The sequence below is a fragment of the Rhizobium sp. BK619 genome (genome assembly GCF_014195245.1).
Lineage (GTDB): Bacteria > Pseudomonadota > Alphaproteobacteria > Rhizobiales > Rhizobiaceae > Rhizobium > Rhizobium acidisoli.
Genome location: NZ_JACIBH010000001.1, coordinates 686681 through 707480 on the forward strand (window position 1 = coordinate 686681; position 20800 = coordinate 707480).

Consider the following 20800-nt stretch of genomic DNA (forward strand, 5'->3'; position numbering starts at 1 on the left):
GTATGCAGCGCTACGAGATACAAGCACTCGAAAACGGAATGTGGTCGGTCATCGATCATCAGACCGGCAGTCCACTCGTCGACCGGGAAGGTTCAACCGAAAAAACGAGGCTGGAAGCCCAGGCCTGGGCCGATTTCCGCAACGGCATGTTGGTTCCTCCCGCGAAGGAACGGATTTCCTCACGGCTCCAGAAGATGCGTCGCATCTGGCAACTGCTCTCTGGAAAGTCGCTGGCACGGTAATCGGCCTTTCAATTCGGTGCCGCGACGTATGTAGGGATAGTTCCGGTGCCTCCAGGAAGGATACTATCGGCCATATTCGGCGGCAGTTGATTTTAAGCAGAAGCGCAAGCCGGCGGACTGATACGATTGTCGCTGCCATTCCGACCTCGGCCCGTGCGACCATCATACCATCGCGCAATACAAAGCGTATAATACTCCGGTCGGCGATTTTAGCAGGGCGAGGCCGATTGGGAGATCAGACGTGCTCTTGCCTTAGGTGAGCCACGAGCGGCACATAGAGATGCTCGCGAAGGTGATAGCCGACTGGTGCGGCGCGAACTCCATCGACGCAGGCGGGGATTGCGCGCAAGCCGCATACGCTGCCGCCGTTGATCTTTTGAGTGCAAACACAGGCCTGTCAGCGTCCCAGTTGCGCCAGGCACTGGACCTCCGAATGATTGAAAATAAGCGTGAGGAACCTTCGTCGTAGGCTCGCGTTGGGGATAGCGGGCGCTCCGTTTGGCGGGTTTCACGCCGGCGATGGAGCATGTGTCTTGTGGACGAGTGTCGTTACCGTGGACGCGAAAGCGCCACACGTCGTTGGCAACTCCACCCGTAAATCGGTCAATGCGAACCGCGTCTTCGCCCCAGTTCCCGAGTGCTTCCCATCCCATTGGCGATACCCTTGGCGGCCCGATCATTACGAAAGAAATAGCGGAAGGTTTGGCAATCGTCCCAACAAAGGCCGATGTAGCGTAGGTCGCTCCGATATCAAATCATAGAGAGCCGCTCCTCTCCTGCCGCATACCTTCACAACCGGTCACGTTAGGTAACCAATCGTCAATTACGGATTCGGAATATACGCGTATAGTGCTCTTTGGGGATTGCGATCCCTGCCTTGAGCGGTCGAGAACATGGACTGGGACGCAACCTCTGCATTCACACCCATCGGGCTGACGCTCCGCGGTCGGCCAATCCACAGGATCGTCCGCACCCTCGGCGACGCTGCATATGTGCTTCTCAAGGACTGGCCTTTCGACGACGGCGAAGAATATGTCACTGCGGTGAAGGCTTGCGTCGATGCGATCAGCGGTCAGATCGCTGCGGAACAATTTCGGGACGCGTTCCTGCGTGCGGCCGACGAGGCGGGTATTACAGCTCTAACTGTCGTTGAGGAGCCAGCGCCCGAGCGGCGACCAGACGCGTCGCGCCGAGCCTTACCCTGATCGCTATCGGTAACGTCACGGGGACTGCTAGTATGATGCGTTCATTTGGGGCTTGGATGGCTGCCCTCATCAAGTGCCGGGTTTTCTTCGATATCGGCGTCCGGCCACGCCTTCCGACCAGCGTCTCGAAGAGCACGGATGAAGTAGCGGGCGATATCTAGTCCACAGCTGATCGCGGCCGTGCGCACGGAGCATCCAAACGTCTGGGCCGGAGGCGGTAAGCGCCGCCTTCGGTAGACGGTGAGGTCCTTACTGGATTACATTGATCACCTTCCGGGCGGAGGGTTCGACAATTACGCGTTCGTCATTGACGATCGCGTAGGCGTAGCCAGTTTCATCCGGAATCGAGGTTACGACTACGGTGTCCGGAGCGGTTGACCGACGACGATCTTCTCCTTGATCACGACCCGTTTCTTAGGAGCCGGAGCCTTTTGTACGAAGGTGATGACCTTCTCCGGGGGCATTGCCGACTGCGCGAAGACTGCGTTTGAGGCCATGAGTGTCTCGGCCGCGATCCCTGCTGTTCTGAGATTCATGACGTTTCCTCCTTTTGACAGCGGACAATCCTCGCCGTCGGATCGAACTGCCGATCACGATCGTCTGTTCCAGACCGGGGCTTCAGTCCAGGGGGCCGCAGGTCGTTAGTCCCATAGTTTCGTAACCTCGGGCTCACTGGATGTAACGCGGCTCAGCATTCGATCGTGGACGTTCTCAATTCCCACGATTATCGCAGCAATCGAGATGGCCTTATCGCGATCGGCCGCGCTTGTGATGTAGCCCTCAAGGACAACGACTGGACCAAGCATCTGGATCGTGATCGCACTGCAGTCGATGTCCGGATCGGCCGCAAGCGCGACTTGAATTGTTGCGATTGTGGAAGCAGAACTGTGGCCCTGCGAGCAGCATTGTTCGTGCGTGAAGGCGTCGGAACCGAATTTCATGGCGCACTCCTTCCGAGCCTTCCCTCGGGATAAGCTCGTGTTCAATGCATCCTTAATCTTAGTGCACTCCTTCGGTTCCCTTGGTCAGACTTAGGTCCGCCCCTGCTGCCCGATCCATCGCTAGGACCTAAGTCCCAGCTCTGAACTAAATTGGCTTCCCGCTGTTTCCTTCGCATCACGAAGGAGGATTACCATGACTTTCCAGCCGGAAAACCTCGCCCACGATCAGCTTGCGAGCGTGCAGGCGGCGGTGTCGAAGGAACCAGAGCTGGAAAGCTCGTCGATCTCCGTGAGTATGGTGGGCAGAAGCGTCCTGCTGGAGGGCTATGTGGCGGACTACGGTGATCGGGAGAAGGCGACGGCCATTGCCGCGTTAATCGCAGGCCCGGAAAACGTGCATGACAGAATGCGAGACCGCGAGGAGATGGCATATACCTTACCCGCACAAGAGTGATCGCTCCTGTTCGTTTTTCGGTCTCGCGAATTGAAAGAAACAGGCTGCGTTCGGCGCACGTGTGGGGTTATGGCCGCCAGTGAGCCTCGGCGATTAACGGAAGTCAGGGCTGTGCGCAAAACTCGCATCGCGCTAAGCATCAGGATGAGAGATGGCGAGCGCGGTGAACAAGTCCCCAGGGTTGGTGGATCACTCGGACCCTTGCTATGATCGCATCCTGCTACGGGACATAGCTGTCGGCTGATGAGGGACCACCTATTGCGAGAGTTGGCTAAAGCGGCGGCAGTCGCCGTTTTGCGGATGTGCCCTTGATGACGGCCGTACTGATGACAGCGTGTAATCAGCCTGCCGTAAAAGGACTGGTTGTTGCGATAAAGCGCCAGTCGGCCAGAGCCGCTCCGCGGTGCGGCGCCGCTTCCGACTTGTATGCTTCGCTTTCCAGGATTCGACGCAAGGCCGAGAAGGCGGAGTAGCGGACGATCACCACGTCGTCCCAAGACTCACCATTCTCGGAAGCTAGCATCCCGCGAACGTTGCCGACAAAGAAAACCGAATAGTCCTCCCCTTGCGCCACCTTAGCGAAGGCCGGGGCATAGCGTTCGAAATAAGCCTCCCTGCCCGAACAGGCTGGAAGGTCCCTCTCCTCTCCATAGTCCGCTTCGGCGCGATAACGGACCATGTTAATCATGTATACAGGTCCTTCCTCTGCAAGCGTTTCGGCCACTGCCTCAAGGGCTTCTCGGCTGTATTCGGTCGTTCCCATGGTCGACTCCTGATCGTTGATAAGCTCCGCCATGATGGAGCCTTAAAGGTTGCTTGCATTTGAATACGTCCAACTGTATTTATTGTCCATGCCAAGACCCTCTCTTAAAGAAAAAATCATTGCAGCCGGCGTTAACACGCTCCACGAGCGCGGGTTCGCCGCCGCCGGCATCCGGGAAATTACTACCGATGCCGGCGTGCCCCAGGGCTGCTTCACAAACCATTTCAGGTCAAAGGAAGCATTCGCGGTCACGATTCTCGACCGCTACCACGAAAACACGCAAGCTATCATGGACAGAACACTGCGCGACGAGAGCCGCGCACCTGCGCAACGGCTGCGCGCCTATTTCGACGAGATCACCACATGGCTTGAAGCCGCGGGCTGGCGATATGGTTGCCTGGTTGGCAATATGAGTCTGGAGATGCCGGAACACAGCGAAATATTGAGGGAACATCTGGTTGATGTCTGCCGCTCGCTAACGCAGTCTTTCGCATCGACAGTTCGCGCTGCGCAGGCGGCAGGCGAAGTCCGGAATGATCTTGATGCCGACGATGTCGCGACATTCGTGCTCGCATCCTGGGAAGGCGCAATGATGCGGATGAAGGTCGATCGCAGTCCGAAGCCTATCGAACAGTTCAAGCGCGTTCTCTTTGCGACGATAATCATGAACTGCGACCCACAATAGAAAAGGCTCTCGCGTCTGGCGGCCTATTTCGTTCGGTCGACAATGGGGTCATGAACTGCCTTCAACCAACTGCCCATCAGCGAGGGATCGCCATCCACCTGCATTTCACCCGTCGTCAAGACACGTTCAATAGATTTCGGGTATTGCGGATCAGCGTTGTGCAGCAGATTGAGTTCCCGCGCAGCCGCGGCCGTTATCTGTATTATGATGTCACCCTGTTCGTCGCGGCGAGCTCCGCTTCTGAATGATGGCCTGCCGTCGATGATATCGAACCGAAGACCTTGTATGAGACAGTCGGCAAGCTCGATGCCGTCGGTATAGCGCTCGATGAGCGTGAGGTTAAGATCAGGCGCCAGCTCTGCCCGCAAGGCGGCCTCGCACATCGTCTGGCCCACCATGTCGAACCAGGCGGCCGTCCCCTGGCGGATCTTCGCGTCCATGTTGATCAAATCCCTCTTTCGTACGGTGACCCCGCCGAGCTCAGCGGCGGTAATCGAGTTATATTCATGATGTCCGCGGGATTACTCGACTGTGAGGACGATCTTGCCCTGGATATGTCCCTTTGCAGCCCGCTCGTGGGCCCGCCACGCTTCAGCCAGCGGATAGGTGCTGTCGATGACGACGCGAATGCTTCCATCGTCAAGCAGGCGTCCAATCTGCTCTAGCTGCGCGCCATTCGAGCGCACCTGAGTGGTTGAGACTTTGACCCCCAGCTGTTCCGCCTCGTCGGCACCGGAGAAGCCCAAAGGGAAAATCGGGAATAGTGCACCCCCGCGCTTCAATGTGCCGAGGAAGCGCCCTGTCTTCGGACCGCCGACTGCATCGACGACAAGATCGACATCACGAACCGCGTGCTCCGGAGTCGTTGTATTATAGTCGATGAACTCGTCGGCCCCCAGCTGGCGCAGAAGCGCTTCGTTCTTACCAGAAGCAACGGCAATGACATGCGCCCTCTTCCATTTTGCCAGCTGCAATGCGAGGTGGCCGACACCCCCGGCAGCGCCGTTGACGAGGACGGTCCTGCCATCGAGCGGCACCGGCTCATGCCGGTTCGGCTGCAGCGGGTTTTGCTCATTGTGGCCCAGCTCGATCATGAACTGCCATGCGGTGAGCATTGACATCGGCGCTCCGGCGGCCGCGACGTGATCGATACCCGCTGGCTTGCGGGCAAGTTCCGAGGCCGGTACGTTCACATATTCGGCGTAGCCGCTGCTCTCGCCTGCAAGGCCGCTTGGAAAGCGCACCATGGAATAGACTTCGTCGCCGACTGAGAACTTCCCCACATCGTGTGCGACGGCTTCGACCACACCGGAGATGTCCGTTCCTGGGATAGCAGGAAACGCTACCTTCGGCTGCCATTCCGGCGGCAGCATCTTGTAGCCTTCGCGCAGGTACCAGTCTGGTGGATTGAGGCCAACTGCATGAACCCGGACGAGGACCTCGCCAGAACTCAATTGAGGCTTGGGGGCGTCCTCGTACCGAAGCACCTCAGGGCCACCGAACCCATGAAATTGAACTGCCTTCATAAATTGGCTCACTATAATCTCCATGATAACGTTGACGTGGCTCATATAGCCCCGGATCGCCGATTGATAATGAGGGCATGCTTCGCTTTAATAATGCCATGAAGGAACGAATTGCTCTGGAACGGTTGACGGGTCTTATCGCTTTCGCGCGGGCGGGGTCTCTGGGCAGCTATGCGGCTGCGGCGCGCTCCATGGCGGTCTCGCCCTCGGCGGTCAGCAAAAGCATTCAACGGCTTGAGGGGCGGCTGGGCGTGTCCCTTTTCACCCGTACGACCCGATCGCTCAGTCTTACGCCAGAGGGCCGCGAGCTACACGAGCGCGCCCTCAGGCTGCTTGAAGACGCTGAAGCCATCGAGCAGGCGGCGACGGCGTCGCGGCTGGAGCCGTCGGGCACCCTGCGGATCGCGGCCTCGCTTCCAATCGGCATACATGTAATAGCGCCGGCGCTACCGGCCTTTCGAGAGCTCTATCCAGAGGTGAGCGTCGATCTTCGTCTCAGCGACCAATTCCTCGATATGATTGAGCAAGGCATAGACGTGGCCGTGCGTATCGGCGATCTCGCGGACACGCGGTTGTTGTCGCGCAAGCTGGCGCCCCACCGGCTATGCGCCTTCGCTTCCCCTGCCTATCTCGCGCCTCGAGGAATACCGAGGCATCCGGATGAACTGGAAGGACACGAGACCGTCAGTCTCCGTTACCAGAGTTCGGGTCAGGCGTTTCGATGGCCCTTCCGGATAGGTGAAAGAACGGTCGAAATCTTGCCGCAGTCCAGGCTGGTCGTCGACGCGAGCGATGCTTTGGTGGAAACGCTCGCCGCGGGTGGTGGGATCGGCATTGCCGCGACCTTCGTCGCGGCGCCACGCGTAGCACGTGGAGAGTTGGTTCCGGTCTTGTCCGAATTTGCCGTCGAGCGGCATAACATCACGGCGCTTTGGCCCGAAAGCCGGAAGGCCAATCCCGCCGTTCGCGCTTTCATCACCCAACTGCGGGAGGTGTTCGACGAGCGAATGGGTGCGGTCCCTTGAATGAATCTCGGGATAAACGCGTTCTATTCGAGCTGCTGGAAGAGCCCTTTCCGGGTTTCCTCGTCAAGCTCTGACTTATCCATATGCCCTAGCTTGAGATTGAGCGCTGGTTCGACCGCCGCTATCTCGAAACGGAGACCGCGTGCGAACGTCTGGCGTGAAGGCGCGCGGGAGTCTCAGAAGGAAGGATTTCCTGGGCCCTATATTGGCGCGGCGAGCATCCGACGACTCGCTTGAACGCTTTGCTGAAGGCGCTCTCGGACTGGTAGCCCAGCGCCGGCGCGACAACCGAAACAGGGTCGTCGCCGTTTTCAAACCGGCTGCAGGCGAGAAGCATTCGCCACCTTGACAGGTACTCGATTGGGGTCTCTCCAACCGTCGCCTTGAAGCGCTCAGCGAATACGGAGCGTGACATTCCGGCTGTCTCACCCAATTCCGCCACAGTCCAGTTTCTCGCCGGGTTGGCATGCATCGCGCGAATTGCGCCGCTCAGGTTCCTGTCGGCAAGGGCATAGAACCAGCCCTTTCGTTGATGACCATCTGACAGATGAATGCGAAGTGCCTGGAGCAGCATCATATGCGACAGATGTTGCGCCATCAGATGTCCGCCCGGTTGATGAGAACTGAGCTCCTGCATCATCCTTTCGATCGACCAGCGCAAGGCGTCCCGTTCTGTTTCCCGGCTGAGGTGGACGATGGGCGGTAGCATTTCCAGAAGCATGTCGGCGCTATTGCCGCCGACGGCGAAGCGCGCGCCGGCAAGAGAAAAGCTCCCGCCTCCGTTGAGCGTGACGACGCCACCCGCACGCGCTGGGGGAAAGAGCGTTGGCGCAGGGACGGGAGAGAGGTTCAGATCACTTGCGAGCCGAAACGGCCGCCCGCGCGGCAGGACGAAGCAGTCGCCCTGTTCCAGGCGCACCGCTTCATCGACGCGGTCGACCGCCAACCAACACCCACCGGTAACGATTACATAGCATTTGATCTGGCGGTGCTGGTCGCCGAACTGGATCGACCACTCGCCAGCGGCATCAAAGCCTGACGAGATGGTACTGCTCGGCTTGAGCAAGCTGAGAACTTCAGAAAGGGGGTCCATAAGCGTTCCGGACGATCGCGACGATATTGGCGACGGTAGAGCATGGCTCGTCCGTCATCAATGCCTTAACTGTCTGCCAAGGCGTTCATAAAGTCGGCCTTGCGCATCAGCCACACAGTGCCGCAAAGGCAACGGGAGCATCCAATAATCGTAGTCACCGCCCCTACGGGCCAGATTGGCCAGCAAGTTGTTCGAAACCTCCTCAAACACGACGCTTCGGTTCGCGTCATTGCGCGCGATCCCTCTAAGTTGCCATCCAGGATTCGGAGCAAGGTGGACATTATTGAGGGTTCTCATGCGACCCCGGAAATCGTCAAGCGCGCATTCGATGGTGCAGAGACTGTGTTCTGGCTGGTGCCGGCGGACGAAAAGGCGGATAGCGTCATGGCCGCCTATGTGGATTTCTCCCGACCGGCCGCAGCTGCCCTGAAAGCGACCCGCGTAAAACGCGTGGTAAGCGTGACCGCGCTTGGACGAAATACACCAGTTGCGGCCGATGCCGGCTATGTCACCGGCTCGCTGGCAATGGACGATCTAATCGCCAGCACTGGTGTGGACTTCCGGGCGCTCACCATGCCGTCCTTCATGGACAATCTCCTCATGCAGGCCGCCTCGATCAAAAGCCAGGGCATGTTCTTCTCGCCGATTTCGGGCGATTTGAAACTACCGAGCTGCGCCACCCGCGACATTGCGGCGGTGGCGAGCCGGTTGCTGCTGGACCCCAACTGGCACGGACAGGAAGAGCTTGCCGTTCTTGGGCCGGAGAACATTTCCTTTAACGACATGGCAGAGATTATGTCGGATGTTCTGGGCAATCCCGTTCGGTTCCAGCAAATCCCCTTCGAGGCCTACAAGGCGCGGTTCCTGCAGTTCGGGTTTTCCGAGGCAATGACACAGGGGATGACCGACATGGCCCGCGCCAAGGATCGTGGCCTCGACCTCGGGGTCGAAAGAACCAGCGAGAACACCACCCCGACTAGCTTTCGCCAGTGGTGCCAGGACGTCCTGCGCCCGACGCTCCTTGGATAATCACGAGAGAACGACATCATGCAGATGACAGGGAACACCATCCTCATCACAGGCGGCACCAGCGGCATCGGCCGGGGCCTCGCCAAGGGGTTTCACAAGCTCGACAACCAGGTCATCATTGCCGGCCGTCGCCAAAGCCGCCTTGACGAGATAACGGCAGCCAACCCCGGGATGATCGGCTTTCAGCTCGACGTTCAGGATCCTCAGGCAATCGCCGCCTTCACCGCGCGTGTCCGAGAGAAAATCCCGGAACTGAATGTCCTGATAAACAACGCAGGGATCTCGCGACCCGAAACCCTGCCCGGCGGCTCCGATCTTTCTATCGCACGCAACATCATTGAGACAAATATCATCGGCGTGCTGCACATGACGGCAGCCCTGCTTCCGGCTCTTGTCACCAAGCCGCAGGCGACCATCATCACGACGACGTCCGGTCTGGCGTTCGTTCCACGCAACAACTTCCCGACCTACTGCGCCAGCAAGGCATTCCTGCATTCCTGGCTGCAGTCCCTGCGCGTCCAGCTGCGCGGATCTTCGGTCGAAGTCCTCGAACTGGCGCCACCCTACGTCCAGACGGAACTCAGCGGGCCTCATCAGCTCAGCGATCCACACGCCATGCCGCTTGCCGCCTATATCAGCGAAGTCATGCAGCTCCTGGCAGACGCGACCCCACCTGATGGGGAAATCCTCGTCGAGCGTGTCAGGGGGGAACGCTTTGCCGAAAGGAACGGCGACTACGCGCGACGGTTTGCGATCTTCAACGGACTTTGAACTACACGCGCCGCACGAGCCCCACTTCATCTTGACACGACGTGCCCCACGGCTTCGCGCCGTCAAGCGATCTCTCTCCAGCTTCAAACGGTTGTATTCCTTCTTCGCCTGCCGGCCGGTTCCCTTCGATCCATTATGCGATCTTCCTGCCTCCGCCTACAAGTAGTGGCGTGCAAGAACGACCGGCAAGAACCAATATCTCCCAGGGGTGCTAGCGAAAGTTAGTTCTCCAAGCCAGAGGTTCCGAAACCAAATAACCAGGTCTCGCGAAAGGCCGAAGCTCCCCGAAAAATGAGGCGAAGACGTAAGGAGCACTGAACGCGCGGCCGGCGGATCAGTCAAATTCTGGAGACCTTGTAACGCGAGGAGGTCCACTAGATCGCGGGAAGGTGTTCGGTAACGTACCAAAGCGTTCGACATGTCTTATTTAATATATTTCTAATTTAGTAATGCCTATTTCATCCGCTTGGTAGCAGGAGGAGCGAGAAATCATGCAGCGTATTGAATCTCTCGAGAATGTCGAAACAAAACGCGTCTGGTCGGTTCGGGATTTCGCCAAGCGTCACCAACTCACTGATATCGAGGAAACCCGCCTGCTGCAGCTGTTCGGCCACTTTGCTACAGCATCCGAACTTCTTCATAACGTCCAGCGACAGCCTCGGTGGCGATAGTGTTACGCCCGGCCCATCGCTGGCCCATGCCTGGCACAGGGTTCATCGCCTTTGTCTGGATAAAGCGTTAGAGAGTGGGCGTTGAGATCGAGATCACATCGTTATAGAGGTATTCCTGATAGTCACCGACCGCCAATGCCCGGTGCTTCAAAAGGCAAGCCGGTGGAACAAGCGAGTCTGCTGTAACTCACTGGCCTGCAACGCGGCTTCGTTCACTTCGTCTTGCGCTTCTTCAGCTGTTCGTCCCGGAGCTCGATCCGGACGGGGGCATGGTCGCTCGTGTGCTCCCACCCCCGCACGTGCTTGTCGACCTCTGCCTTCGACAGCCGTGCCGCGGCCTCGGAACTCAGCAGGAAGTGGTCGATGCGAAGTCCGGCATCGCGTGCGTAGGCATTGCGAAAATAGTCCCAAAACGTGTAGATGCGCTCATCCGGGTGCAGGTGGCGTAGAGCATCCGTCCAACCTTGATCGACGAGTTTCCTGTAGGCGTCCCGCACCTCTACGCGGAACAGCGCGTCGTTCGTCCACCGTTCCGGCTTGTAGACGTCGAGTTCAGTCGGCATGACATTGTAGTCGCCTGCAAGCACGACCGGAACGTCAAGTTCGAGCAACTCCGCCGCATAGTCGTGCAGCCTCTTGAACCAGCGGAGTTTGTAATCGAATTTCGGCCCAGGGTACGGATTGCCGTTCGGGAGATAAAGCCCCCCGATGACGATGCCATCGACGATGGCCTCGATGTAACGGCTGTGCTCGTCTTCCGTTTCGCCCGGCAATCCCTTTCTCGTTAGGTGGGGCTCCTGACCCTTGGCAAGGATCGCGACGCCGTTCCAGGACTTCTGTCCCTGCCAGACGGCACCATAGCCGGCAGCTTCGATCGCCTTGAGTGGGAACTTCTCCTGCGGCGCCTTCAGCTCCTGCAGGCAGACGACATCCGGCTCGGCCTCCCCGAGCCATCGAAGGAGGACTTCGAGCCGACCGTTGACGCCGTTGACGTTGTAGGTGGCGAGCTTCACGGCCTAGTGTCGGCCGATTTCCGCTTCGACCTTCTTGCGAGAGTTCCCGGCGTTTTTCACGGCTTTCTTCACCGTATCCTTGGAAACACCTTCCTTCTTCGCCTCGTAACGAACTTCATGATCCTGTCCGGCTGCGACCTTGGCCCGATCCTGTGCTCTGCCTCGGGAAGTGGTTGCCATTTTCAGTCCTCCTAGTAATTTCGGTCAATGGAAAACGAACGCCGATTCAAGAAGTTCCGGCCGCCCGCGGTGCGAACAAGTCAACCACCAGGCCAATAGGCTTTGCGCAGCAACGATCGATCCCGCGAAATCGGCGAACGCGCGTGCCTTTGCACTTGCCAGCCTGCCAATGGCGAACACCGCCCAAAGATCTATCCTTGGAAATTCCAGTCTTCTAGGACGCGCTGCAGCGTGCATTCAGCCAGTTCCGGCGCCAACATCCCGTCGAAGGCGACCGCGAGGCCCATAATGCGACAGGACGGCGGTGCGAACCCCCGGACATGAATTTACGGGCGGAAATTGCATCGGTTCCATCGGCGCCGCCTGTTCATTCAGGCACTCTGCAAACGGGGCTCTCCAACCTCCAAAAATATCTTCAGAGCTTAGCTTTGTAGATTTCGTCGAGCGCTTGGCCATCGATTGTCCCCTGGTCTTTATGAAAACGGGAATAGCAAAAAGGCCGCCTCAAGAGACGGCCTTCCGGTGCAGTTCGAGCCGGCTAAGCGGCTTTGCCTTTGCCCTTCGGGTTCGCGGAAGCCCTGGCGAGCTGCGTCAGCTTCTTGTCCGTCGCTTCTTCTTCGGCAAGGTTCTGCTGCAGAAGGGGCACGGCACCCTTCAGCCCAAGCTGGTTTGCCCATTCGATAAGCGTGCCATAACGGGCGATCTCGTAATGTTCGACAGCCTGCGCCGACGAGACCAGACCGGCGTCGAGGGCAGGCGATCCCTTGAATTCCTCCATGATCTCTTCGCCCTCGGCGATGATCCCCTGGATCGCCTCGCAGGTCTTGCCTCGGGCGGGCTTGCCGAGCAACTCAAACACCTGTTCCAGGCGCTCGATCTGCCCCTGGGTCTCGTCGCGATGTTGGAGAAAGCCTGCCTTGCCTTCTTCGGAGTCGGCGGCACGGGCCATCTTCGGCAGAGCCTTGAGGATCTGCTTTTCGGCAAAGTAGATGTCCTTGAGAGTATCGAGAAACAGATCGTCTAGAGTTTTGGTAGCCGCCATGTGTGTGGTCCTTCTGAATGCTGAGTAGCGCGACTCAACTCACACGGGCGGCTAAGGTTCCAAGCTGATAACGTTTCCGTTACCCTGGACATCTCCCGCTGCGCGCTCCTCATTCGCTGAGTCGGCCCAGCTTCGCATTTGTTTTTTCATTGCGGGAAAGTAGGATCTCTTTTCCTGTCGTGCAAGTTGTCGTTTCGAAGGGGGCGAAACGATTGAAACTATTGCGCTCCCTCGACGTTCTGACCTGCAGGAATCCGCGACGACGAGGGTCATCTCGCCTACTTCTTCGCTTCTCAGATCGATGTCACCGCGTACCGGAAGGGAAGGTCCAGACACTGGAGGAGGCGGAGCGTCGTCTGCTCCTCGAAGTCGATCATCGAACCAAGAACGTTCTGGCGATGTCAGACGGACGCAAATTGGGTCAGAAAAGTTTCTATTGCCGTCATGCTCAATCCGTCGCCGAACCAGGCGGCGCGGTGGGTCGTCGGCTCCGTGACAAAGGCTTCCCGAGCTCGATGGTCCTGTGCTTCTAAAAGTAGAATGTTCTGCGCGACTTGTTCCCACCTATCTAAGGTCGGAACACAGTTCCATGACGTGCATGACCATGAAGCTGGGAAAGTTCTCTCAATATCCGAAGGCGTCATGCGGTTCGCTGGGCACTGTTGTGTTCTCGTCTCGATGGTGGCTCTCGTGGTCGGGTGGTGTGCGCTCGGGCTGGCACTCGGACTGCCGACGGAATGGTTTCTGATTTCGAACATCGTAGGAACGACGACCACGCTCTTAATCCTGCTTGTCATGCAGCACTCCGGAACCGGGATATGCACGCGCTGCAGGTGAAAGTTGACGAGCTTATCCGATCTAGCGAGGCGGGAAACCATATGATCGGAGTCGAGCGGTTGGAAGCGCAGGAATTGGCAAACTGGTAGAGGATCGTCAGGAAGGGATCTAACTCACTTCGCGCGCCTTGTCGTCAGCAACCTCTTCGACGCATTGCGCCTTTTCGGCAAGCGCCTCGCTCATCTCCCTCAGCTGTTGTTCGTCGAGTTTTTCGATGCCGACGAACTTGTTCTGCGCCTGAGACGTCAGAATGAGCTCGTCGAGCTTGGCCTGGAGCGCTTTGCCGTCGCGGTTCTGAGAGTTCTGAAGAACGAACACCATCAAGAACGTGATGATTGTCGTCGAAGTGTTGATGACGAGCTGCCAAGTCTCCGAATAATCGAAGAAGGGCCCGGAGAGCGCCCAGGCGAGAACCAGAACGACTGCAAGCACGAACGTCGCCGGCTTTCCCGACAAATTTGCGATGGTGGTGGCGAACTTGGAGAAGAATTTGGACGTGATTTTATCGCTCATGTCGGCCTCGTTGTGCCTGCCATTGATAACGCAATTATGCTTAGGCGGTTCCGCGCCCGACTCTGGTGTGTCGGCGGGCGGGACTCCTACGCCCCAAGCAAAGAGACCGCATTCAACGGGGTCGGCGGAAGACATCGTAGTTAGCTCGAAGGCCTCGCGGGGCGAAAAAGGACGAGGATTGTTCGGTCAACGACCCTCGTTTTCGGGACCTTCAGACCGAGGGCGCTCGACCCATCATGGGGAGCGCACCCGGGCAGCACCGCTCACGCGACGTCATGTTCGCGCTACAGGCCATCGTTGGTTCGAGTGGTGCCAGTTAGATGATGATTCCAAAGATGATCTTCAAGATTAGAGCGTCTGTGCCGTCGAAGCCGCGCCCCAATGATGCCTCGAGGTGACGCTCGGGGCAGGAACAGTCTCCACTTGCCGACGTTCTGCTTTTCCGACGGAGACGGAAGATGGATCAACAAGAGTACAACTGGATAAGTCGCCGGGCGCATGAACTCTGGCAAAGCGAAGGATGTCCGAAGGGCCGGGACCGCGAGGTTTGGTCGCAGGCGGTTTACGACTGGCAAGCGAGGCCGCATGGATCCGCCGCCTCTTGGGCCAGACGCGGTGGCGCCTCCCATACGCAAGGTCCTCGTTGTCGACGACGAGCCGCTGATCAGGTTCGCGACAGTGGACGCACTGGAGGAGGCCGGGATCGAAGTCTTGGAAGCCGGCAACGCCGACGAGGCTCTTGTCGCGTTCGAAGGAGCGCAGATCGATGCCGTCTTCACCGACGTGAACATGCCGGGTTCAACGGACGGGATAGGGCTGATGAACCGCGTGCGCGCGCGTTCACCAGTAACGCGTGTCATCGTCACCTCGGGTCATGTTCGTTTTGGTGCCTTCGATCTTGCGAGCGGCGTCTCTTTTATCGCCAAGCCTTACGACCACAGCGCGATCATCGACTTGCTGAAGGCGTCGTTCCAGCCACGTCCCGACACGCGTTAGGGAAAGCTTCGATGAGATTTTTCTTTCATCTCCGCGACGTGAATTCCTATGAGGTGGACCATGAGGGGATTGAATTTCCGACACTCGCGCAGGCCGTCGCCGAGGCAAGGCGGTCGGCTCGCGAAATGGTCGCTGAACTTGTTTTGCACGACGACGTGGTCGATGGCCGGACCTTCGAGATCACGGGGACCGACGGGTCGATCTTGGCAACCGTGGCGTTCAAGGACGTGGTTCGAATGGAATGAGATCAGCAAGGTCGTCGGTCGCATCGGGCGTTCGCAAGATTTTAAAGGAGGAAGAGCTATGATGAGTGGTCCTTTGAAGGCGCTGCTAGGCGTGATCGCGGTGGCAGGCTACCAGAATCGCGACAAGATAGGCGAATTGCTGCGCGGGATCCAAAACCCGCAGCGTGGTGAGAACGGCCAACCGGCGACCTCGGCGGAATCTTAGGTGGACCCCGTGGATTTGGCGATGTCCTCGGCGGCCTTTCGACAGGCGGTATTTTAAGCGGTGGCCTCCGCGACCTGCTGAAAACGTTCCAGCAGAACGGCCATGGGGAAAAAGCAGAGAGCTGGGTAAGTTCGGGCTCCAACGCTCCGATCGATGACAGCCAGTTGGGTGACGCTCTCGGTCCCGACATCCTCAATGAACTCGCTGCCAAGACGGGCCTTTCTCATCAAGAGATCGTCGAACGATTAACCGGAGACCTGCCGAAGGCGGTTGATGACTTGACGCCGAACGGAACGCTGCCGGACGCCGAGGACGAACAACCCTCGCCGGGCAGCCATTCCCCGGTTTCGGCACGACGGTTTGATAGGTGCGCCGAGTGGTTACGAGAATGGACCCGTTCAACTGTCGTCTTCGAACCAGCCCACGGGGGGCTGATCAGATCTGTGTATCAGGCAGAATGAAATTCAGCGCTGTCGCGTCCGACGCAATGCAATGATAACATGCCAAGAAAGGCCGATTTTTATGGAAAACGCATCGAAAGAGCTTGCCGACAAATACCGTCGCCTTGGGGGGCGACGCGTCGCTGTGATCGACGACAATCTTGGCTCTTCGCGCGACTGGGATGGTGACCCGCCGGAAGCTGCTAAATTCCGGAAGGAACGCATCGCAAGTTTATCCGATCGGGAGCGGCGGGATGTGGAGACCTTTTTGCCGTCGCTCAATGATGAAAGCGATGAACCGGCCGGAAAAGTAGGGTGAGACAAAGGGTGCTTACATCGAACGGAATTCCCGCAGAATTCCTGTCCTGTCGAACCCTTCTGTGAGATATCTCCAGTTCGAGGTGCCAGCGGAGACCCCGTGAAGCTCGACTCGTGGGATAAGGCAGGTCGTCGTTCGCTAAGCGGTTACCGCGGAAAGAAATTCATTGACCTTCATTAAGTCGAGTTGAACCGAAAAGCGATCATCGAGCAGGTCGACGGCAGCATCGTGCGTCTCATCGGCACCGCTGCAGACGGCGTCGCTCAGCACAATCACATGCAAACCGAGGTCGATTGCTCCGAGCACTGTCGCTAACACGCAGACGTCGGTTTCACCTCCGGTAACGACAACCGTTGTGACACCCTCGTGCCGTAAATGAGAGTTCAGCCTACCGTCGATCCAAGGCGAGTAGGTCATCTTGTCGAAAACGCGCGCGGGTGGAACCAGAGACTGCAACGCCGGCGAAAGATCACGCAGCTCTTGCGGTAGGTGTTCGCCGGTCATCATCCACCATTTCTGATAGTAGTCCTTCCAGCTCCCGACGACATCGTCCGACCGGCTCGGCGGGATGAAGCGAGTGAAGATCGTGCGCTCAGCGTGACGACCCGAAACTTCAAGAAGTTGAGGTAGGACACGTGCCATCCAAGGAACATGCCAGGGCGTGTCTTCCGCGAACATACGCTGCACGTCGACACAGATGTGCCGCCAGTTGCCGATTTCCTTCATCCCTACCTCCGTCGAGGCGACGAACCTTCACGACAAGAAGAAGTTCCAGCCGACTGGGGAACATTTTCCTTCAGCTCCTCGAGCCACGCTCTCAATGCGGCGTGCAGAGCGGCGCATCGGATGAAACCGTGGCCGTACGGCGAATGAAACTCCATTGTGTCCCTCAAGCAGCTCCGTCGAAACTCCGTATGTCGAGCGAAATCCCCAATGGTTCGAGCGATTCCCGGAACAGTCTCTTTCCAGCGAAGTTGAGTTGCCGGAACCCGAAGGAGGGCCGTTTGCCATACCTCATCGAAATCCTTCTGCCCGTGACGGGGAAGTTCGCGTCGCAAGCATTGGAAAACGTCCGCAGCGAGCTGACGGATCTATTCGGTGGCGTGACGGTTTACGCCAATGCGCCGGCAGAAGGGTTGTGGCGTGATGGCGGCGACACCGAGCGCGACCGCATCGTGGTCGTCGAGGTCATGACAGAGGAGGTGGATCGTCCATGGTGGGCCGACTATCGCAAGAGATTGGAAAAGCGGCTGTCGCAGGACGAGATTGTCGTGCGCGCGACGACTATTGACCGGCTGTAGAAGCGAAGGAAGGGCCACATTGATCATTGGCTACCACGCGTCTCATGAGCAGTTTTCGCCGAGCGAGCTCCTGCAGTATGTGAAACAGGCGGAAGACGCCGGGTTCCAGGCGATCATGACGTCCGATCATATTGCGCCGTGGAGCGAGCGGCAGGGAAACGCCGGCAACAACTGGGCGTGGCTTGGGGCAGCCATCGCATCGACATCCCTGCCATTCGGCAGCCTCGCTATCCCTGGCGGATGGCGTTATCACCCCGTCGTTCTCTCCCACATGATTGCGACAATCTCCGAGATGTTTCCCGAGCGGCTGCGCTGGATCGCAGCCGGAAGCGGTGAGGCCGTGAACGAACACGTTGTCGGGATGGGCTGGCCGGACAAGCGGGAGAGGAACGACCGATTGTTTGCAGGCTGCGAGATCATGCGCCGCCTGCTGAAAGGCGAAGTGGTTGCGCACACCAATCCGTGGTTTGCGACCGAAGAGGCCAGGCTGTGGTCGCTTCCGTCCCGTTCGCCGGCTATGTTTGGCGCTGCTCTTTCGCCCGAAACGGCCAACTGGATCGGATCTTGGGCCGATGGGATGATCACGGTGCGCAAACCCAAAGACGTATTGACCGACATGATCGACCGATTCAAAGCAGGAGGCGGCTCGCAGAAGCCGATAGCGGTTCAGCTTCAGATCAGCTGGGGCCGAACGGAGGACGAAGCGCGAAAGGCGGCATGGGACCAGTGGCGGGTCGCCGCAGTCAGGCCCGACTGCCTCGCGAGTTTGTATACGCCAGCCGAGTTCGATCGGGCAACCGCTGATGTGGAACCTCAGGCGATGGATAACATCATCCCCTTAGTGACATCAGATCAAAGCCTGCTCGACCTCATCACGGAATGCGGTTCCTGCGGCGTAGACGAAATATACATCCACAATGTCTCGCGTGATCAGGCGGGCTTCATGCGGTTCATGGCGCGTGAGGTTCTGCCGGCAGTTACGACCACCTCATGACGATTGCCCCTCCTTCACTCCATAGGATTGACTGCACGATGGATCCCGCATCGGTTACCTGGGGTCTGCGTGCTCCGTGACGAACGACAGGGGTCCATAAACTCGCTGCATGTTCGGCATAGAGCGGATGCGGGCTTGACCCGGCGTCTTCAATGGCGGAATTAGCTCTCAATAGAGGCATTAAGCTGCTTACAGCTTGGCGGGTGCTGTCGCGGGGGCCGGATTGACGCAGGGTGACGCGTGGTTGCAAGCCATTTTTGCGCAGACGACGGGCGGCATAGCCCTGACCGACCTCGATGGCAGCTTTGTCACCGTCAATCAAAGGTACTGTGAGATCGTCGGGTATCCGGAGACGGAACTGCTCAAGCTGCGCATGCAGGATATCACCCACCCGGACGACCTGCCTCGCAACCTTGAGAAATTCCATCGAATGATGGAGACTGGCAGCAGCTTCGACATTGAGAAACGGTACCTCCGAGGGGATGGCACTCTCGTCTGGGTTTCCAACTCTGTTTCCGCCATTCGGGACAACAGCGGCCATATTATACAGGCCGTCACGGTGACCATAGATGTGACCGAACGGAAACGGGCCCAGAAGGAAGCGCGTCAGCTCGCAGCCATCATTGCCTCCTCCGATGATGCAATCATCAGCATCGACCTTGGATTGAAAATACGCAGCTGGAACCGTGGCGCCGAGGAGCTCTACGGCTATTCTGACGAGGAGGCTATCGGACGCTCCGCCACGATCATCCTCCCGCCTGATATCATCGATGAAGAGAACGTCATCATCGACAGCGTCAAGGCCGGCGGACACGTAGAGCCTCACGAGACGCGGCGGATCCACAAGAACGGCAGCGAGGTTCATATTTCACTGAGGGTCTCGCCGATTTATGACGAGAGTGGATACGTCGTCGGCGCCTCGAAGATCGCACGAGACATCAGCGAACGAAAAGAGGCGGAGCGGCTGCAGAACCTTTTGATTGGTGAGCTGACGCATCGCGTGAAAAATGTGCTCGCAACGGTCAACGCGGTGGTTCGCCAGACGTTGGGTCCCGCTACCCCGGGCAGCCAGGAGGCAGTGCTTCAGGCAAGACTCGAAGCCCCCAATCGCGGCCGACGAGAACCTCATTCTATCTCCCAACTCATCTCGGTGGCTTGAACTTGAACAACGTAAATGAATCATCCGTCCACCCCTGATGAAACCAGGGTGAATCCTGGATATGCGATGCGGTGATGTACATCGTCCTATCCGGTCCTTGCGAGGCCGAAGTGATGAAGGACGGCTCGATAAAGCCCTATCCGAATGACGAGTGGAATGTTCATGGATCGGCTACCACTATCTTGATCAATGGACAGATCGACTGATGACTCGATGGGGGTAGGCGGCCTTGAACTGCGCCATCATCGCGCTGGCCTGCTGCAGCACACGTTCGGTCTTCTCAGGATTATCGCGAGCAAGTTCGTCAGCATTGACCCGCATTGCTTCTGCCATACTGGCGGACATCATTGCGAACTTCCCTTCTCCGTAGACAAGAGCCTCTTTTGAGGCGGTCTCAAGCCATCTGGCAAAGTCGACGATGATCTCTTCCCGTTCAGCGATGCCAACACTCTTGATGATGTTGATATTCTCTTCCATGCAGGTTTCACTCCAAACAAACCGAGTTCAACGCCTCGGGCGGTCGAAGAGCTAGGAAGCGGAAAAATCAAATTCAAGAGTTCACTGAAGCTTGAACTCGCCCTCGACACGGCGCCATTCATTCGGACCGATCAGCCGTTGGTGGCTGTAGCGGACGGAGTGGAGAGGCCCGTCGAGGCTGTCGCGTGATCGCCACCTGTGAAGAACCGTGAAACTCGGCGGCACTACGAACCCCGTGCGATCACCTCGGTAAGACGCTCGCAGATTCGGACCACGTTCTTTACAGGTGTCGTCGCAACCCCGAGAAGCAGCCCCGCCTCTGCCCCTTGAGCGGACGAGTACCAGGGCGAGAGCGGTGCGGGAAACGTTCCGAAGGTAAGCGCATCTCTGGCGATCGCCACATCGGGGGCATCTTTCGGCAGCTTAAGCAGGACCGAAAGACCCGGAGCCGAGACCTTTTCCAGACCCAGAGCGTCGCGGAAATAGTCGAGAACCGGCTGACGTGCCGCTGCATAGGCTCGTTTAATCCTCCTCAGGTGTCGCAGGTAATGCCCTTCCCGTATGAACTCCGAGATGGCCTGTTGATTTCCACTGAGAGCTGACCCGGCGTTTCCACCGAGAATTGACCCGCCTTTAGGTATTGTTCGTGTTGTTGGTCGGGGTCAAGTTCCTGC

At 58.2% G+C, this 20800-nt stretch carries 26 protein-coding genes and 6 pseudogenes; 18 read left to right on the forward strand and 14 right to left on the reverse strand.

The window, feature by feature from the left end; genetic code table 11:
- The first annotated feature begins 2 nt into the window (after window positions 1-2).
- The gene (locus FHX14_RS03295; RefSeq protein ID WP_184376191.1) at window positions 3-242 is read left to right on the forward strand and encodes a hypothetical protein; all 240 of its coding nucleotides are present in this window, start codon (window positions 3-5) and stop codon (window positions 240-242) included.
- A 551-nt stretch (window positions 243-793) separates the two neighbouring features.
- On the opposite strand, the pseudogene FHX14_RS32955 reads toward FHX14_RS03295, so the two are convergent.
- A pseudogene (locus FHX14_RS32955) lies at window positions 794-895 on the reverse strand (aminoglycoside phosphotransferase); the annotation flags it as partial.
- Between the two features lie 240 nt (window positions 896-1135).
- Between FHX14_RS32955 and FHX14_RS03300 the strand changes: the two are divergent.
- The gene (locus FHX14_RS03300) at window positions 1136-1447 is read left to right on the forward strand and encodes a DUF982 domain-containing protein (protein WP_184376193.1); all 312 of its coding nucleotides are present in this window, start codon (window positions 1136-1138) and stop codon (window positions 1445-1447) included.
- Between the two features lie 249 nt (window positions 1448-1696).
- On the opposite strand, the pseudogene FHX14_RS03305 reads toward FHX14_RS03300, so the two are convergent.
- Together FHX14_RS03305 and FHX14_RS03310 are read right to left on the reverse strand one after the other, a co-directional pair.
- Window positions 1697-1908, reverse strand: a pseudogene (locus FHX14_RS03305) (DUF1236 domain-containing protein); the annotation flags it as partial.
- 180 nt (window positions 1909-2088) lie between these two features.
- Entirely contained in the window at window positions 2089-2388 is a 300-nt protein-coding gene (locus FHX14_RS03310; RefSeq protein ID WP_184376195.1) for a BON domain-containing protein, read from the reverse strand.
- 193 nt (window positions 2389-2581) lie between these two features.
- Here FHX14_RS03310 and FHX14_RS03315 point away from each other — a divergent pair, with 193 nt between their 5' ends.
- A complete protein-coding gene (locus FHX14_RS03315) occupies window positions 2582-2842 on the forward strand; it encodes a BON domain-containing protein (protein ID WP_184376197.1) in 261 nt (86 codons plus the stop codon).
- Between the two features lie 340 nt (window positions 2843-3182).
- On the opposite strand, the gene FHX14_RS03320 is transcribed toward FHX14_RS03315, so the two are convergent.
- Complete coding sequence (locus FHX14_RS03320) at window positions 3183-3605, reverse strand: hypothetical protein (RefSeq protein ID WP_179611323.1); 423 nt, start codon at window positions 3603-3605, stop codon at window positions 3183-3185.
- A 49-nt stretch (window positions 3606-3654) separates the two neighbouring features.
- Between FHX14_RS03320 and FHX14_RS03325 the strand changes: the two genes are divergently transcribed.
- Window positions 3655-4290, forward strand: coding sequence for a TetR/AcrR family transcriptional regulator (locus FHX14_RS03325; RefSeq protein WP_246713344.1), 636 nt, complete (start codon window positions 3655-3657; stop codon window positions 4288-4290).
- Window positions 4291-4313: 23 nt separating this feature from the next.
- Here FHX14_RS03325 and FHX14_RS03330 read toward each other — a convergent pair whose 3' ends face one another.
- A complete protein-coding gene (locus tag FHX14_RS03330) occupies window positions 4314-4730 on the reverse strand; it encodes a hypothetical protein (RefSeq protein ID WP_184376199.1) in 417 nt (138 codons plus the stop codon).
- A gap of 81 nt (window positions 4731-4811) precedes the next feature.
- Complete coding sequence (locus FHX14_RS03335) at window positions 4812-5831, reverse strand: NADP-dependent oxidoreductase (RefSeq protein WP_184376272.1); 1020 nt, start codon at window positions 5829-5831, stop codon at window positions 4812-4814.
- A gap of 83 nt (window positions 5832-5914) precedes the next feature.
- Here FHX14_RS03335 and FHX14_RS03340 point away from each other — a divergent pair, with 83 nt between their 5' ends.
- Window positions 5915-6841: a LysR family transcriptional regulator gene (locus FHX14_RS03340; RefSeq protein WP_184376274.1), complete on the forward strand. Its 927-nt coding sequence runs from the start codon at window positions 5915-5917 to the stop codon at window positions 6839-6841.
- Between the two features lie 121 nt (window positions 6842-6962).
- Here the strand turns inward: FHX14_RS03340 and FHX14_RS03345 are convergent, their stop codons facing one another.
- Entirely contained in the window at window positions 6963-7934 is a 972-nt protein-coding gene (locus FHX14_RS03345; protein ID WP_184376201.1) for an AraC family transcriptional regulator, read from the reverse strand.
- A 117-nt stretch (window positions 7935-8051) separates the two neighbouring features.
- Between FHX14_RS03345 and FHX14_RS03350 the strand changes: the two genes are divergently transcribed.
- The 3 genes from FHX14_RS03350 to FHX14_RS03360 all read left to right on the forward strand — a co-directional run bounded on the left by FHX14_RS03350 (window position 8052) and on the right by FHX14_RS03360 (window position 10405).
- The gene (locus tag FHX14_RS03350) at window positions 8052-8963 is read left to right on the forward strand and encodes an NAD(P)H-binding protein (protein WP_348649227.1); all 912 of its coding nucleotides are present in this window, start codon (window positions 8052-8054) and stop codon (window positions 8961-8963) included.
- 18 nt (window positions 8964-8981) lie between these two features.
- Window positions 8982-9734, forward strand: coding sequence for an SDR family NAD(P)-dependent oxidoreductase (locus FHX14_RS03355; protein ID WP_184376203.1), 753 nt, complete (start codon window positions 8982-8984; stop codon window positions 9732-9734).
- Between the two features lie 491 nt (window positions 9735-10225).
- Window positions 10226-10405, forward strand: coding sequence for a hypothetical protein (locus FHX14_RS03360; RefSeq protein ID WP_184376205.1), 180 nt, complete (start codon window positions 10226-10228; stop codon window positions 10403-10405).
- A 212-nt stretch (window positions 10406-10617) separates the two neighbouring features.
- On the opposite strand, the gene xth is transcribed toward FHX14_RS03360, so the two are convergent.
- The 3 genes from xth to FHX14_RS03375 form a co-directional block, all read right to left on the reverse strand.
- Window positions 10618-11418: an exodeoxyribonuclease III gene (xth, locus tag FHX14_RS03365; protein ID WP_184376207.1), complete on the reverse strand. Its 801-nt coding sequence runs from the start codon at window positions 11416-11418 to the stop codon at window positions 10618-10620.
- Window positions 11419-11421: 3 nt separating this feature from the next.
- Window positions 11422-11598: a DUF3606 domain-containing protein gene (locus FHX14_RS03370; RefSeq protein ID WP_130704979.1), complete on the reverse strand. Its 177-nt coding sequence runs from the start codon at window positions 11596-11598 to the stop codon at window positions 11422-11424.
- Between the two features lie 538 nt (window positions 11599-12136).
- Window positions 12137-12640 carry a ferritin-like domain-containing protein gene (locus tag FHX14_RS03375; RefSeq protein ID WP_184376208.1) on the reverse strand — a complete coding sequence of 168 codons (504 nt, stop codon included), beginning with the start codon at window positions 12638-12640 and terminating at the stop codon, window positions 12137-12139.
- A 261-nt stretch (window positions 12641-12901) separates the two neighbouring features.
- On the opposite strand from FHX14_RS03375, the pseudogene FHX14_RS32960 reads away from it, so the two are divergent.
- Together FHX14_RS32960 and FHX14_RS33445 are read left to right on the forward strand one after the other, a co-directional pair.
- Window positions 12902-13047, forward strand: a pseudogene (locus FHX14_RS32960) (PAS domain S-box protein); the annotation flags it as partial.
- A gap of 411 nt (window positions 13048-13458) precedes the next feature.
- The gene (locus FHX14_RS33445; RefSeq protein WP_348649224.1) at window positions 13459-13566 is read left to right on the forward strand and encodes a hypothetical protein; all 108 of its coding nucleotides are present in this window, start codon (window positions 13459-13461) and stop codon (window positions 13564-13566) included.
- A gap of 19 nt (window positions 13567-13585) precedes the next feature.
- Here the strand turns inward: FHX14_RS33445 and FHX14_RS03385 are convergent, their stop codons facing one another.
- Complete coding sequence (locus tag FHX14_RS03385; protein WP_184376209.1) at window positions 13586-13990, reverse strand: low affinity iron permease family protein; 405 nt, start codon at window positions 13988-13990, stop codon at window positions 13586-13588.
- 458 nt (window positions 13991-14448) lie between these two features.
- Here FHX14_RS03385 and FHX14_RS32965 point away from each other — a divergent pair.
- The 5 genes and pseudogenes from FHX14_RS32965 to FHX14_RS03410 form a co-directional block, all read left to right on the forward strand.
- Window positions 14449-14510: pseudogene (locus FHX14_RS32965) on the forward strand (response regulator receiver protein); the annotation flags it as partial.
- Between the two features lie 65 nt (window positions 14511-14575).
- On the forward strand, window positions 14576-14986 hold the full coding sequence (locus FHX14_RS03395) for a response regulator (RefSeq protein WP_184376210.1): 411 nt from the start codon (window positions 14576-14578) through the stop codon (window positions 14984-14986).
- Window positions 14987-14997: 11 nt separating this feature from the next.
- A complete protein-coding gene (locus FHX14_RS03400; protein ID WP_184376278.1) occupies window positions 14998-15231 on the forward strand; it encodes a hypothetical protein in 234 nt (77 codons plus the stop codon).
- A 58-nt stretch (window positions 15232-15289) separates the two neighbouring features.
- A pseudogene (locus FHX14_RS03405) lies at window positions 15290-15750 on the forward strand (YidB family protein); the annotation flags it as partial.
- Between the two features lie 208 nt (window positions 15751-15958).
- Window positions 15959-16195: a hypothetical protein gene (locus tag FHX14_RS03410; RefSeq protein ID WP_184376211.1), complete on the forward strand. Its 237-nt coding sequence runs from the start codon at window positions 15959-15961 to the stop codon at window positions 16193-16195.
- A gap of 138 nt (window positions 16196-16333) precedes the next feature.
- On the opposite strand, the gene FHX14_RS03415 is transcribed toward FHX14_RS03410, so the two are convergent.
- Window positions 16334-16921 carry an isochorismatase family protein gene (locus FHX14_RS03415; protein ID WP_184376212.1) on the reverse strand — a complete coding sequence of 196 codons (588 nt, stop codon included), beginning with the start codon at window positions 16919-16921 and terminating at the stop codon, window positions 16334-16336.
- Window positions 16922-17199: 278 nt separating this feature from the next.
- Here FHX14_RS03415 and FHX14_RS03420 point away from each other — a divergent pair, with 278 nt between their 5' ends.
- The 3 genes from FHX14_RS03420 (at window position 17200) to FHX14_RS03430 (ending at window position 19649) form a co-directional block, all read left to right on the forward strand.
- Window positions 17200-17496 (forward strand): hypothetical protein, encoded by a 297-nt coding sequence (locus FHX14_RS03420; RefSeq protein WP_184376213.1) that lies wholly within the window; start codon window positions 17200-17202, stop codon window positions 17494-17496.
- A gap of 19 nt (window positions 17497-17515) precedes the next feature.
- Complete coding sequence (locus FHX14_RS03425; protein WP_184376215.1) at window positions 17516-18490, forward strand: TIGR03885 family FMN-dependent LLM class oxidoreductase; 975 nt, start codon at window positions 17516-17518, stop codon at window positions 18488-18490.
- Window positions 18491-18713: 223 nt separating this feature from the next.
- Window positions 18714-19649, forward strand: a complete 936-nt coding sequence (locus tag FHX14_RS03430; RefSeq protein WP_246713345.1) for a PAS domain S-box protein — start codon at window positions 18714-18716, stop codon at window positions 19647-19649.
- A 186-nt stretch (window positions 19650-19835) separates the two neighbouring features.
- Here FHX14_RS03430 and FHX14_RS03435 read toward each other — a convergent pair whose 3' ends face one another.
- Window positions 19836-20126: a hypothetical protein gene (locus FHX14_RS03435; RefSeq protein WP_184376137.1), complete on the reverse strand. Its 291-nt coding sequence runs from the start codon at window positions 20124-20126 to the stop codon at window positions 19836-19838.
- An 81-nt stretch (window positions 20127-20207) separates the two neighbouring features.
- A pseudogene (locus tag FHX14_RS03440) lies at window positions 20208-20321 on the reverse strand (aspartate-semialdehyde dehydrogenase); the annotation flags it as partial.
- Window positions 20322-20800 lie beyond the last annotated feature (479 nt).